The sequence below is a fragment of the Devosia sp. genome (genome assembly GCF_036406155.1).
Taxonomy (GTDB): Bacteria; Pseudomonadota; Alphaproteobacteria; order Rhizobiales; family Devosiaceae; genus Devosia_A.
In genome coordinates this window covers 1-13030 of sequence record NZ_DASWVV010000037.1, presented here as the reverse complement: position 1 = coordinate 13030, position 13030 = coordinate 1, and the positions used below count along the sequence as shown (strand labels likewise).

Genomic DNA, 13030 nt, shown 5'->3' with positions numbered 1-13030 from the left:
CGATATTGCCCGCGGACGTATCAGTCACGCATTGGGATCCACGTTCGGCGCCACGGCGCGGTACCAGCCCTCGTTGATCGCCTTCTCCCAGTCGCCGCCGGGGAAGACCGGGATCGAGGCCGGGATCACGTCCTTGTACTTCTCGCGCAGCTCGGCCGAGACATGGTCCCACGAGACGCCCGGGAAGCCGCCGAGTTCGGTCAGGACGGCGGACTGGATTTCCTCGGTCAGCACGAAATCGGCCAGCTTGAGCGCGGCGTCCTTGTTGACGCCGTTGGTGGGGATGGTGAGCCTGGCGAAGCCGCCCGGGAACCCCAGGTCCTGGAGCTGGACGAGGCCGGTGGTCTCCGGCAGCGCCCCCTGGTTGATCGCCGCGATGGTCTGGTCGGACCAGGCGGGGATCATGGTCACAGCGCCCTGGCCGAGCAGCTGGATGGACTGCGTGTTGCCCGAGGTGTAGGCGCCGCCGTCCATGAGCGCGGGGGCGAGGTCCTTGAGCATCTCCCAGGCGGGATCGAGCATCTTGCCGGCGGCCTCGGCGGTGTAGTTGTCGACCTTGAACAGCGAGGGATCGCGCCCGTTCGCCTCGTAGATGGCGCGCCGCACGAAGTTGCCGCCCGAGCCGCCCTTGTTCGGGCGATTATAGATGAACTGGCCCGGGTTCGCCTTAATCCAGGCGACGAGGTCGGCCCAGGTCTTGGGCACGGCGTCGGGGGAGAGCTTGGTGGTGTCGTAGGCGAGCAGCACCTGCGAGCCGCGATAGGGCAGGTTCTGCGGCATGCCGTCGAGTTCCAGCGCGAGCGGGTTGATCTTGTCGTAGTTCGACAGGCCCGCGGCCTTGATGTCGACCCACAGGCCCTTGTCCAGCGCGCCGACCGGCTGGCGGGCGTCGAAGCCTTCGAACATGTCGGCCTGCGGGTCGGCGTTGCTGCCGAGGGCGGCGAGCGCGCGTTCGGCGATGGCCTGCAGGCCGGCATTGTCGCCGCCGTCAACGAGGTTGAGGGTGACGCCCGGATTGGCCGCCTCGAACTTGGGCTTGACGACGTTGGTCCAGAAGTCGAGCACGTTCTGGTCCGAACTGGTGTACCAGTCGATGACGCCCGGCGCCGCCTGGGCCAGGCGCGGCATCAGGCTCGCGCCGGCCGCAAGCGCGCCGGCAGAGATGATGAAATCGCGACGTTTCATAGCCTTCTCCCTTGCATTCGGCCGTCGGGTCGCCCGCGGCCGGCCGGTTCCCCGCCGGCTCCAAGCGAGCACATTAGCTGGCCCGGAAGACGTGGCAAGCGAAAAATAGAATGGACGTTCTATATCAACCGAAGAGCGCAAGAATCATTCCGTTTCGCCGCGGGTGCTTGTCCAGAATCCGGGGAGTCACTAAGCTCCTACGCAACGCCGCACGCTCATGTCGGGGGCAGTCGAAGGCCTTGGTTCTGCATCGAAGACGGCCAGGAGGGCGGGCCCTTCTACCCGGGGCACCCTGATGGCACAGACGGTGGCGCCGGCGCCGCTTTCCAATCCCCTCATCGTCGCGCTCGGCGACCGCGGGTTGCTGGTCCGCTTCGCCTCGTCGCTGTCGGACGAGGCCAACCGCGCTGCCGTCGGCTTTGCCCGGCGGCTCGGAGAGACCCGGCTCGACGGGGTCAACGAGATCGCCCCCAACCTGGTGTCGGTGCTGCTTCGCTACGACCCGGCGACGATCGCCTTCGATCGGCTCGCCGGCGAGGTCCGCCTGCTGCTGGGCCGGCCCGACGCGACGGGGGCCGGCACGCCGGCACGGCACCGGATCGCGGCACGTTTCGGCGGCGAGGAGGGGCCGGACCTAAACGAAGTGGCCCAACGGCTCGGCATGAGCCGGAGCGCCTTCGTTGCCGCGCACAATGCCCGCCCGCTCCGGGTGCTGACCACGGGCTTTGCGCCCGGCTTCGTCTATTGCGGTTTCCATGCGCTGTCGGTGCCGCGTCGGAGTACGGTGCGGCCGCTGGTGCCGGCGGGCACGATCCTGTTCGCCGCGGGCCAGACGGCGATCACCGCGACACCGCTGCCGACCGGCTGGAACGTCATCGGGCGCACGGATTTCCGCAATTTCGATCCGCTGCGGGCCCCGCCGACGCTGCTGCGCGAGGGCGACGAGATCGTGTTCGAGGCGGCAAGGTGACGGCGCTGCGCATCCTCCGGGCGGGGCCGCTGACGACGCTGCAGGACGCCGGCCGCTTCGGCCACCTGCGGCACGGCATCAGCGCCGCGGGCCCGATGGACCGGGCCGCCTTCCGGCGCGCCGGCGCCTGGCTGGGCGGCGCTGCGGCGACCGCCATCGAGTTCACCACGGCCGGGCTCGGATTGCGGGTCGAAGGGGGCAGCGTCGGCGCCGCCGTCGACGGCGGCCAGGTCACCCTGCGCCGCAATGGCGAGACGCTGGCCTGGCCGGCGCGACTGCGCCTCGATGACGGCGACGAGATCGATATCACCCCGGGCCCGGCGGGCAATTACGGCTACCTCCGGCTCAGCCGCGAAATCGACGTGAAGCCGCTGCTCGGCAGCCGCGCGACCAGCCTCGTGGCGCGGCTGGGGGGCCTCGAGGGGCGGGAACTGCGGGCCGGCGACGTGCTGCCGCTCGGCGAAGCCGTGGCCCCGGGGCCATCGGCGCACCCGCGCCCGACCGCTCCCGGGGCGGGACCGATCCGGGTGTTGTGGGGGCTGCACGCCGATTTGTTCGCGGGCGAGGTGCGGCAGCGCTTCCTTGCGGAGACATTCATCGTTTCGCCGCGCATCGACCGCATGGGGGTGCGTCTCGAGGACCAGGCGGGGGTGTTCGCCGGGGCCCCGATCCTCTCGCTGGTGTCGGATGCGGTCGTCCCCGGCGATATCCAGATCCTCGGCGACGGCACCCCGATCGTGCTGATGCGCGACCATCAGCCCACCGGCGGCTATCCGCGCATCGCCACGGTGATCGACGCCGATTGCGACCGCATGGCGCAACTGCGTCCCGGGGCCCGCATACGCTTCCAGCCGGTGACGCTGGCGGAGGCCCATGCCGCGCTGCGGGGCGACGCCGCGCCATGACCAGCCTCGATCTCAACGCCGACCTGGGGGAGGGCATGGGCGCCGACGCGGCCCTGCTGGAACTGGTGTCGTCGGCCTCGGTCGCCTGCGGCGGCCATGCCGGCGACGAGGCGACCATGCGGGCGACGGTGCGCGCGGCCAAGGCGCGGGGTGTCGCCGTCGGGGCGCATCCGGGCTTCGCCGACCGCGAACATTTCGGGCGGCGCCGGCTGCTGTTGCCGCCGGCGGAACTGGACGCCCAGGTGCGCGGGCAGGTGCGCCGGCTGGTCGAGATCGCGGTGGAGGAGGGGGTCGCGGTGCGCTACGTCAAGCTGCACGGGGCGCTCGCCAACATGGCGGCGGAGGAGCCGGCGGTGGCGGCAGTGTGCTTTGCCGCCGTCGCCGGGCTGGTCGACGACCTCGCGATTCTCGCCCTCGACAACAGCGCGCAGGTGCAGGCCGCCGAGGCCCTGGGCTTTCGCGTCATCCGCGAGGCCTATGCCGACCGCGCCTACCGGCCCGACGGCCTGCTCGTGCCACGGGCCGAGCCCGGGGCCGTGCTGCACGACCCCGAGGCCATCGCCGCCCGTGCCGTCCGCCTGGCGCAGCGCGGCGAGATCGTCGCCGCCGACGGCTCCATCCTCACCAGCGAGGCGCGCTCGCTGTGCGTCCACGGCGACACGCCCGAGGCCGTCGCGATCGCGCGGCGGGTGCGGCAAGCGCTGCACGCGGCCGGCATCGCGGTGGCTTCGACCCCCTAGGGCGTTGCGCCGCGGCGGCAAGTGTTTCATACCCGGGCCCTGACAGCCGAGGGAGCGCACAGTGACGGCACGGATCATCGACGGCAAGGCTTTCGCCGAGGGGCTGCGCGGGCGCATCGCCGGGCACGTGCAGCGGCTGCAGCGCGAGCACGGCATCACCCCCGGCCTCGCCGTGGTCATCGTCGGCGAAGACCCCGGCAGCCAGGTCTATGTACGCAACAAGGCCAGGCAGACCGTCGAGGCCGGCATGCTGTCGGAAAAGTACGAGCTGCCGGCGGAAACCAGCGAGGCCGAGCTGCTCGACCTCATTGGCCGCTTGAACAACAGCGACAGAGTGCATGGAATCCTTGTGCAATTGCCGCTGCCGAAGCATATCGATCCGAACCGGGTCATCCTTGCCATCGCGCCGGCGAAGGACGTCGACTGCTTCACGCCGGAGAGCGTCGGCAGGCTTTCCATCGGGCTGCCCGGGCCGGTGTCGTGCACGCCGCTCGGCTGCCTCATGCTGCTGCGCGACACGCTGGGCCGGCTGGAGGGACTCAACGCCGTGATCCTTGGGCGCTCCAACCTCGTCGGCAAGCCGATGGCGCAACTGCTGCTTCGCGAAAACTGCACGATAACTGTCGCACATTCGCGAACGAAGAACCTGCCGGAAATGGTGCGCGGAGCCGATATCGTCGTCGCCGCGGTCGGCCGGCCGCTGCTGGTCAAAGGCGACTGGATCAGGCCGGGCGCCACCGTGATCGACGTCGGCATCAACCGCGTCGCCGCGCCGGAAAAGGGCGAGGGCAAGACGCGGCTGGTGGGCGACGTGGATTTCGAGGCGGCGGCCAAGGTAGCCGGGGCGATCACGCCGGTGCCCGGCGGGGTCGGGCCGATGACCATCGCGTGCCTCTTGGCCAACACGGTGACCACGGCGTCGCTGATCAACGGCCTGGTGCCGCCCAAGGACCTGACGCCTTAGCCATCGTCTTCCGGTCATCGGACGGGTCCTCCGGGGGTGAGCGGCGAAGAGCATACCGCGCCGCGGCCCGACGGGGACAAGTGCTCCCGGTCCGTGGAGGAAAGGCTCGGACGGCAACCTTCACACCTGCAATCTTTACACAGGCGCGCCCCCTCCACCACCCTACGGGCGGTCCCCCTCCCCCGTAAACGGGGGAGGAGTCCCCGACTGAGAGGCCCCGGGGCCTCCGGCAAGGCGAGTTGGGCGTGGCTACGGCGCGTCGACCAGCCGGAAGTTGCGCAGCACGGCGTGGTCGCGCAGGCCGAGGGCAGGGATCTTGCCCGGGGTCAGGCGGTCGATGACGTCCTGCGGGTCGGGCAGGGCGCCGGCATCGACGACGACGCGGGTGAACATCGGGCGGTGGCCGTCGCGGGCCGACTGCAGCAGGTCGAACAGGGCGGCGCGGATGTCGGCCGCGGTGGCACAGGCGATGCATTCGACGCCGGCGGCGTGATCGTGGCGGGACGGCTGCATGACGATGACGGCCGTGCCGTCGTCGCCGGGGATGGCGACGGGGGAGGTGGTCACCGTCACCGGAATGGGGGCGGGGAGCCGCGCGAAGGGGTCGGTCATTTTAGCCCTTCCGAGGATCCCATAGGACCCCCTCCCCATCCCTCCCCACGCAAGCGGGGGAGGGTGTGACCCGGTGGATATGGCCTGATCGTGCCCATGCAGGGAGCGGCACCGTCCCCCTTGTGGGGAGGGTCGGGGAGGGGGCATGGCGGGAGGCCGCGCTCATGCCTACTCCGCCGCGTCGGCCGCCGGGGTGGGCGTGTAGTTCATGATCGGGCTGAGCCAGCGCTCCACCTCGGCCACCTCCATGCCCTTGCGGGCGGCATAGTCGATCACCTGGTCGCGCTCGACCTTGGCGACGCCGAAATAGAACGCCTGGGGGTGCGACAGGTACAGGCCGGCCACCGACGCGCCGGGCCACATGGCGTAGCTCTCGGTGAGCTGGACGCCGATGCGCTGGCGGGCGTTGAGCAACCGGAACAGCGTCGTCTTCTCGGTGTGGTCGGGCTGCGCGGGATAGCCCGGCGCCGGCCGGATGCCCTGGTAGGGCTCGTGGATGAGTTCCTCGGCGGTGAACTGCTCGTCCGGGGCATAACCCCAGAACTCCTTGCGCACCCGCTCGTGCATCAATTCGGCGAAGCCCTCGGCGACGCGGTCGCCGAGCGCCTTGACCAGGATCGAGGAATAGTCGTCGTTCTGCCGCTCGAAGCGCTCGGCGAGCGCGTGCTCCTCCGGGCCGGCGGTGACGACGAAGCCGCCGACCCAGTCGGGCTTGCCGCTGTCGCGCGGCGCCACGAAGTCGGAGAGCGCCATGTTCGGCTTGTCGCCCGACTTGGTGAGCTGCTGGCGCAGCGTATAGAACGTCGCCAGCTCCTCGCTGCGGCTCTCGTCGGTGTAGAGGCGGATGTCGTCGCCCACCGTGTTGGCCGGCCAGAAGCCGATGACCGCCTTGGGCCGGAACCACTGCTTCTGAATGATGGTGCGCAGCATGGCCTGGGCATCCTCCCAGAGCTGGCGGGCGGCCTCGCCCTGCTCCTCGTCCTCGAGGATGGCGGGGTAGCGGCCCTTGAGTTCCCAAGCCTGGAAGAAGGGGGACCAGTCGATGTGGCTGGCGATCTCGGCGAGGTCGTAGCTTTCGAACACGCGGGTGCCGAGGAAGGTGGGCCTGGGCGGCGTGTAGGCGGCCCAATCGGTCCGGAAGGCGCGCTCGCGCGCCTTCGCCAGCGGCAGGCGCTGCTTCTCGGCCTCGCTCTGGGCGTGCTTTTCGGCGACCTTTTCGTATTCGGCGCGGATGTCGGCGACGTAGGCAGGCTTGTTTTCGGCCGACAGCAGGGTCGAGACCACGCCGACGGCGCGGCTGGCATCGTTGACGTAGACGACCTGGCCGCGCTGGTATTGCGGGTGGATCTTGACCGCGGTGTGCACGCGGCTGGTGGTCGCCCCGCCGATCAGCAGCGGGATGTCGAAGCCTTCGCGTTCCATCTCGGCGGCGACGTGGGCCATTTCGTCGAGCGAGGGGGTGATGAGGCCGGAGAGGCCGATGGCATCGACGTTCTCGCGGCGCGCCGTCTCGAGGATCTTCTGCGAGGGCACCATCACGCCGAGATCGATGATCTCGTAATTGTTGCAGCTGAGGACCACGCCGACGATGTTCTTGCCGATATCGTGGACGTCGCCCTTGACCGTGGCCATGAGGATCTTGCCGGCGGCCCGGCGTTCGCCGTCGCCGCCGTTCGCGACCTTCTCGGCTTCCATGAACGGGAGCAAATGCGCGACCGCCTGCTTCATGACGCGGGCCGACTTGACCACCTGCGGCAGGAACATCTTGCCCGAGCCGAACAGGTCGCCGACGATGCCCATGCCGTCCATCAGCGGCCCCTCGATGACGTGCAGCGGCCGCTCGGCCTTGAGCCGGGCCTCCTCGGTATCGGCGTCGATGAACTCGGTGATGCCGTTGATGAGCGCGTAGGCGATGCGCTCCTCGACCGGCTTGTCGCGCCAGCTCAGGTCCTTGAGGCCGGACTCCCGGCCGGCGCCGCCGCGGTAGCGCTCGGCGATGGCGAGCAGCCGGTCGGTGGCGTCCGCACGCTTGTTGAAGATGACGTCCTCGCACGCCTCGCGCAGCTCCGGGTCGATCGATTCGTAGACCGCGAGCTGGCCCGCATTGACGATGCCCATGTCCATGCCGGCCTGTATGGCATAGTAGAGGAAGACCGAGTGCATGGCCTCGCGCACCGGCTCGTTGCCGCGGAACGAGAAGCTGAGGTTGGAGACGCCGCCCGAGATATGGACGTGGGGCAGGGTCTCGCGCAGCTTGCGCGTCGCCTCGATGAAGGCGATGCCGTAGCCGGCGTGTTCCTCGATGCCGGTGGCGATGGCGAAGATGTTGGGATCGAAGACGATGTCCTCGGGCGGGAACCCTACCTCCTCGGTAAGCAGCCTGTAGGCCCGCGTGCAGATCTCGACCTTGCGCTCGAGCGTATCGGCCTGGCCCTGCTCGTCGAAGGCCATGACCACGACGGCGGCGCCGTAGCTGCGCACCACCCGCGCCGCCTCGAGAAATTTCTCGATGCCCTCCTTCATCGAGATCGAATTGACCAGGGCCTTGCCCTGGATGCACTTGAGCCCCGCCTCGATGACCTCGAACTTGGAGCTGTCGATCATCAGCGGCACCTTGGCGATGTCGGGCTCGGCCGCCAGCAGGTTGAGGAACTCGACCATCACCTTCTCGCTGTCGATCAGGCCCTCGTCCATGTTGATGTCGATGATCTGGGCGCCGTTCTGCACCTGGTCGCGCGCCACCTCGAGCGCAGCCTGGTAGTCGCCGGCGGTGATCAGCTTCTTGAAGCGGGCCGAGCCGGTGACGTTGGTGCGCTCGCCGATATTCACGAACGGGATCTCGTCGGTCAGCGTGAACGGCTCGAGCCCGGCGAGGCGCAGGCGCCGGCCGATGCGCGGAACCGCGCGCGGCTTGTGCTTGCCCACCGCCGCCGCGATGGCACGGATGTGCTCGGGGGTGGAGCCGCAGCAGCCGCCGACGATATTGACCAGCCCGTCGCGGGCGAAGCCTTCGAGCTGGCTGGCCATGAACTCGGGCGTCTCGTCATAGCCGCCGAACTCGTTGGGCAGGCCGGCATTGGGATAGGCGCACACGAAGGTGTCGGCGACGTCGGACAGCTCGGCGATGTGGGCCCGCATGGTGGCGGCGCCGAGGGCGCAGTTGAGCCCGATGGTGAACGGGTCGGCATGGCGGACCGAATACCAGAACGCCGTCGGCGTCTGGCCGGACAGGGTGCGGCCGGACAGATCGGTGATGGTGCCCGAGATCATCATCGGCAGGCGGTTGCCGCGCTCCTCGAAGATGCGCTGGGCGGCGAAGATGCCGGCCTTGGTGTTGAGGGTGTCGGTGATCGTCTCGAACAGCAGCAGATCGGCCCCGCCGTCCATCAGCCCGTTGATGGCCTCGGCATAGGCCTCGACGATCTGGTCGAAGGTGATGGAACGCGCCCCCGGATTGCTCACGTCCGTGGACATCGACGCGGTCTTGTTGAGCGGGCCGAGGGCCCCGGCGACGAAACGGCGCCTGCCGTCCTCGGCCGCGGCCTGCGCCGCCGCCTCGCGCGCCAGGCGGGCGCCGGCGAAATTGAGTTCGTAGGCCAGCTCCTGCATGCCGTAGTCGGCCATCACCACGGAGGTAGAGGAGAAGGTGTTGCTCTCGACGATGTCGGCGCCGGCGCGGAAATATTGCAGGTGGATGTCGCGGACGGCCGCCGGCTGGGTGAGGTTGAGCAGGTCGTTGTTGCCGCGCACGTCCTTGTGCCAGTCGCGGAAGCGCTCGCCGCGATAGCCGGCCTCATCGAGCTTCAGGGCCTGGATCATCGTGCCCATGGCGCCGTCGAGGATGAGGATGCGCTCGGCAGCCGCCCTGGCGAGGGCTGCCCGCACCTCATCGCCGTTGGCAGGGGCGGGGGTTCCGGGATGGGGGGCGGGAGCGGAGGTCATCGCTTGCGGTCTCGTCGGGTATGGCCAAATGAGAACCCGGCGCGAATGGCTCTGGCTCCATACGGGCGGGATATAAAGATATCTTTATATGAACGCGCCGACCGCTGCAAGGGCCGCGCCGATGCCGGCAATTTGAAACGAATTAACGGCTTCGCAACCACGTTGCGCATGCGGGCGGGAAGCGCCGGGCGGCATTCGCTAGAGTACCCACACTGTTGAGTAAGGGTAACCAAGCGTGAATAAGATTTCTGGCGGCTGGCGGAGCGCCGTGCGTCTCGCCGTTCTGTTGGCAGGGCTGGGGCCGGTACTGGCAGCCTGCGGCGGCCCCAGCGGGATCGGGCCGACGGTGAAACGCGGGGCCTTCAGTTCCAAGGAATTCGGCGTTGCGGTGTCGCCGCGCCTCAGCACCCACCCGAATCCGCCCAAGGGGGGAGGGCGCTACCTCGTGGGCAAGCCGTACACGGTGCGCGGCACCACCTATACGCCGCAGGCCGACCCGACGGGCTACGTGGCGCAGGGTACCGCCTCCTGGTACGGGGCCGATTTCCACGGCCGGCAGACCGCCAACGGCGAAATCTTCTCGGCCAATGCCCTCACCGGCGCGCATCCGACGCTGCCGCTGCCGTCATACGTGCGGGTCACCAACCTCGACAACGGCAACTCCGTCATGGTGCGCGTCAACGACCGCGGGCCGTACCTGCACGGGCGGGTGATGGACCTGTCCTGGCGCGCCGCCGAAATCCTCGGCTACACCAATCGCGGCACCGGCAACGTGCAGGTGCAGTATGTCGGCCCGGCGCCGCTGGAAGGCGACGATACCCGCATGCTGCTGGCCAGCGTCAACCGCGCAACGCCGCTGGAGCAGGGCGGCAGCACCCGCTTCGCCATGCTTGAGGAACCGCGCGGGCAGGGTTCCGGCCAGTCCTCGGGCGCCTATTCGTCAAAGGATTTGGCGCGCGATTTCTTCGGGCTGTTCGGGTATGCCGCGGACAATCCGGTCAGCGCCGCGCACGCCGCCGCCAACGCCGTGGCCAGTCGCGAACTGGCGCTCGACAGCTGGGTCGAAGCGGTCGACGAGGAGGCCCGCGCCATCCGGCTCGAACTGGGCAGCTTCCGCGATGCGGCGGAAGCGGAGCGGGTGGTACTGGCTTTCGCGCCGCTCGCGGCGGTGACGGAGGAAGCGGTCGACCAGGGCGGCCGTCCGGCCACGCGGCTGACGCTCACCCGGCTCAAGCCGGGGGTGGCGCGCAGCGATGTCCTCGCCCGCGCACAAGAACTTGGCCTTGGCGGCTTAGTTCTTTATTAGTCGTCCTCAGTCGTCGGGCGGCGCTGCCGGCCGCCTCCAATTCGGGGTGAAGGTGCGGAACTTCTGCCTCAGTCTTGCTTTTGCGATCGCCGCGGCGCTGCTGGCCACGGCGACGGCTGCGCCGGCGCAGGAGTTCGAGACCAAGGCGCGGTTCGCGGCCCTGATGGACTACGAATCGGGGTCGCTGCTGTTCCAGAAGGCAGCGGACGAGCCGCTCGAGCCGGCCAGCATGGCCAAGCTGATGACGGTCGCCGTGGTGTTCGACGAACTGCAGCGCGGCCGGCTGTCGATGGACGACGAGTTCTTCATCTCCGAGCACGCCTGGCGCGACGGCGGCGCCGCCTCCGGCGGCTCGACCATGTTCGCCGAGCTCAATTCCAAGGTGAAGGTCTCGGACCTGCTGCGCTCGGTAATCATCCAGTCGGGCAACGACGCGGCCATCGCCCTGGCGGAAGGCATCGGCGGCACCGAGCAGACCTTCGCCAAAATGATGAACCAGCTCGGCGCCGAGATCGGGCTCACCGGCTCGAACTTCACCAATGCAACGGGACTGCCCGATCCGGACCAGTACTCCACGGCGCGCGACCTCGCCATCATAGCGCGCTTCCTCATCGCCCAGTTTCCCGAATACTACCCGATGTTCTCGGAACCCGAGTTCACCTGGAACAAGATCCGCCAGCAGAACCGCAACTCGCTGGTCGAAATGGGCATCGGCGTGGACGGCCTCAAGACCGGCCATACCGAGGCGGCCGGCTACGGTACGGTGGTTTCGACCGCCGCCAGCGGGCGGCGGCTGATCGCGGTGCTGCACGGGCTCAAGTCGATGACCGAGCGGGCCGAGGAGGCGCGCAAGCTGATCACCTGGGGCGCCCGCGGCTTCGAGCTGATTCCGGTGTATCCCGCCGGCACCGTCGTCGCCTACGCCAATGTCTATGGCGGCAAGGACCCGCAGGTGGGGCTCGTCGGCAAGGGCGACATCGAGCTGTTCATCCCCAAGGGCGCCCGGGATTGCCCGCAGGCGACGGTGACCTATCGCGGGCCGCTGCGCCCGCCGGTTGCGGCCGGCACCGAGGTCGGGCAGCTCAATATCAGCTGCGGCGGCAAGGTGGTGCAGGTGACGCCGCTCTACGCGGCCGAGACCGTGGAAGAAGGCGACCTCGTGCGCCGGGCGATCGACGCGCTGAAACAGCTCGCGCTTGGCTGGCTTTGACGCAAGCCCGGTTCATCACCTTCGAGGGCGGCGAGGGCGTCGGCAAGTCGACGCAGGTGAAACGCCTGCTGGTACGGCTCGGCCGGGCCTCGATCCCCGCCATCCGCACGCGCGAGCCGGGGGGGACGCCCAAGGCCGAGGCGATCCGCGCCTTCATCCTGCAGGGGCGGCCGGAAAGCTGGGGGCCGGGGGCGGAGGCGGTGCTGTTCGCGGCGGCGCGGCTCGACCACGTCAACCGGCTGATCGCGCCCAGCCTGGCCGAAGGCAAGTGGGTGATTTCCGACCGATTCCACGATTCCACCCGCGCCTACCAGGGGCTGACCGGCGGCGTGGACGACAAGCTCATCCGCGGGCTCGAGGAGCTGGCCCTCGACGGGCATACGCCCGACCTCACCATCGTGCTCGACATGGACCCCGAGATCGCCTTCCGGCGCGTCGGGGAGCGACAGATCGAAGGGGCGCTCGCGGCCACCGGCGACCGCTTCGAGAAGGAAGACCTCGACTGGCACCGCCACCTGCGGGAGGCGTTCCTCACCATCGCCGCGAACAACCCCGGGCGCTGCGTGGTGATCCCCGCCAACCAGAGCGAGGATGCGCTGGAGCAGGAGATCTGGGACACGGTCGTGCGGCGCTTTCCCGAGCTCGGCGAGACGCAGTGAACGCGACGGCGGAGCAACGCGAGCCCGACCAGCTCGACGGCGTGAAGCTGCCCGAGTTCCAGGCCGGGGTCATCGGCCATGCCGCGACCATGGCCAATTTGACGGGGTTGCTCGAGGACCGCCGGTTGCCGGGCGGCATCCTGATCCACGGCCCCAGGGGGATCGGCAAGGCAACGCTGGCGTTCGCGCTGGCGCGCGACATCTTCCGGCGCACGGGCGACGCCGACCCGGCCCACGTCTTCGAGCAGGTGGCCGCCGGCGCCCATCCCAACCTCAGGGTGCTGCGCCGGGCGCCGCGCGAGACGGGCAAGGGCTTCTACACCGAGATTCGCGTCGGCGAGGTGCGCGAACTGATCGACCGCCTGCGCATGACGCGTGGCCGCGCCGGGCACCGGGTGGTCATCGTCGACTCGATCGACGACTGCAATGCATCATCGGCCAACGCCCTGCTCAAGGTGCTCGAGGAACCCCCCGCCGAGACGCTGTTCCTGCTCGTCTCGCATCGGCCCGGCCAGCTGCTGCCGACCATCCGCTCGC

At 69.3% G+C, this 13030-nt stretch carries 11 protein-coding genes; 8 read left to right on the top strand and 3 right to left on the bottom strand.

The genetic code is table 11. The features are described 5' to 3' along the window. Positions 1-24 precede the first annotated feature (24 nt). Complete coding sequence (locus tag VGD93_RS02285; RefSeq protein ID WP_395008776.1) at positions 25-1185, bottom strand: extracellular solute-binding protein; 1161 nt, start codon at positions 1183-1185, stop codon at positions 25-27. A 295-nt stretch (positions 1186-1480) separates the two neighbouring features. On the opposite strand from VGD93_RS02285, the gene VGD93_RS02280 reads away from it, so the two are divergent. The 4 genes from VGD93_RS02280 to VGD93_RS02265 all read left to right on the top strand — a co-directional run bounded on the left by VGD93_RS02280 (position 1481) and on the right by VGD93_RS02265 (position 4764). Next, positions 1481-2155 carry a 5-oxoprolinase subunit B family protein gene (locus VGD93_RS02280; RefSeq protein ID WP_395008774.1) on the top strand — a complete coding sequence of 225 codons (675 nt, stop codon included), beginning with the start codon at positions 1481-1483 and terminating at the stop codon, positions 2153-2155. After that, positions 2152-3060, top strand: a complete 909-nt coding sequence (locus VGD93_RS02275) for a biotin-dependent carboxyltransferase family protein (RefSeq protein WP_395008772.1) — start codon at positions 2152-2154, stop codon at positions 3058-3060. Before VGD93_RS02280 ends, VGD93_RS02275 begins: the two co-directional genes overlap by 4 nt. Next, positions 3057-3800, top strand: coding sequence for a 5-oxoprolinase subunit PxpA (locus tag VGD93_RS02270; RefSeq protein WP_395008770.1), 744 nt, complete (start codon positions 3057-3059; stop codon positions 3798-3800). Before VGD93_RS02275 ends, VGD93_RS02270 begins: the two co-directional genes overlap by 4 nt. Before the next feature lie 61 nt (positions 3801-3861). After that, positions 3862-4764 (top strand): bifunctional methylenetetrahydrofolate dehydrogenase/methenyltetrahydrofolate cyclohydrolase, encoded by a 903-nt coding sequence (locus tag VGD93_RS02265; RefSeq protein WP_395008768.1) that lies wholly within the window; start codon positions 3862-3864, stop codon positions 4762-4764. A 249-nt stretch (positions 4765-5013) separates the two neighbouring features. Here VGD93_RS02265 and VGD93_RS02260 read toward each other — a convergent pair whose 3' ends face one another. Together VGD93_RS02260 and metH are read right to left on the bottom strand one after the other, a co-directional pair. Beyond that, complete coding sequence (locus VGD93_RS02260) at positions 5014-5376, bottom strand: hypothetical protein (RefSeq protein WP_395008766.1); 363 nt, start codon at positions 5374-5376, stop codon at positions 5014-5016. Between the two features lie 168 nt (positions 5377-5544). After that, positions 5545-9318, bottom strand: coding sequence for a methionine synthase (gene metH / locus VGD93_RS02255; RefSeq protein WP_395008764.1), 3774 nt, complete (start codon positions 9316-9318; stop codon positions 5545-5547). A gap of 268 nt (positions 9319-9586) precedes the next feature. Here metH and VGD93_RS02250 point away from each other — a divergent pair, with 268 nt between their 5' ends. The 4 genes from VGD93_RS02250 to VGD93_RS02235 all read left to right on the top strand — a co-directional run. After that, positions 9587-10624, top strand: coding sequence for a septal ring lytic transglycosylase RlpA family protein (locus VGD93_RS02250; protein ID WP_395008762.1), 1038 nt, complete (start codon positions 9587-9589; stop codon positions 10622-10624). 46 nt (positions 10625-10670) lie between these two features. Beyond that, positions 10671-11834 (top strand): D-alanyl-D-alanine carboxypeptidase family protein, encoded by a 1164-nt coding sequence (locus VGD93_RS02245; RefSeq protein WP_395008760.1) that lies wholly within the window; start codon positions 10671-10673, stop codon positions 11832-11834. Then, on the top strand, positions 11831-12493 hold the full coding sequence (gene tmk, locus VGD93_RS02240) for a dTMP kinase (RefSeq protein WP_395008758.1): 663 nt from the start codon (positions 11831-11833) through the stop codon (positions 12491-12493). The genes VGD93_RS02245 and tmk overlap by 4 nt, the downstream gene beginning before the upstream one ends. Beyond that, on the top strand, positions 12490-13030 hold a 541-nt coding region (locus VGD93_RS02235), incomplete at its 3' end, for an AAA family ATPase (protein WP_395008756.1). The genes tmk and VGD93_RS02235, both read left to right, overlap by 4 nt.